1 pseudogene is annotated in these 252 nt (G+C 63.1%); it reads left to right on the top strand.

The window, feature by feature from the left end:
- Window positions 1-9: 9 nt before the first annotated feature.
- Window positions 10-252: pseudogene (locus SB765_RS31945) on the top strand (acetylornithine deacetylase); the annotation flags it as partial.

Below are 252 nucleotides of genomic sequence, written 5' to 3'. Positions count from 1 at the left end.
AGACCGCGTATGCCGTTACCTACCCTGAAAGAGCAATTCGCTGCGCTGATTGCCGCACCGTCGGTCAGTTGCACCCAGGCGTCTCTCGACCAGACCAACCGCCCGGTGATCGATTTGCTCGCCGGCTGGCTGGGCGACCTGGGTTTTGCCATCGACATCCAGCAAGTCAGCCCCGGTAAATTCAACCTGCTCGCCAGTTTCGGCAGCGGCCCGGGTGGCCTGGTGCTGGCGGGGCATAGCGACACCGTTCCT

The sequence above is a fragment of the Pseudomonas sp. SIMBA_067 genome, from assembly GCF_046534675.1.
Lineage (GTDB): Bacteria > Pseudomonadota > Gammaproteobacteria > Pseudomonadales > Pseudomonadaceae > Aquipseudomonas > Aquipseudomonas putida.
The sequence above is the reverse complement of the archived record's forward strand: the minus strand, read 5'-3'. Positions and strand labels throughout refer to the sequence as shown.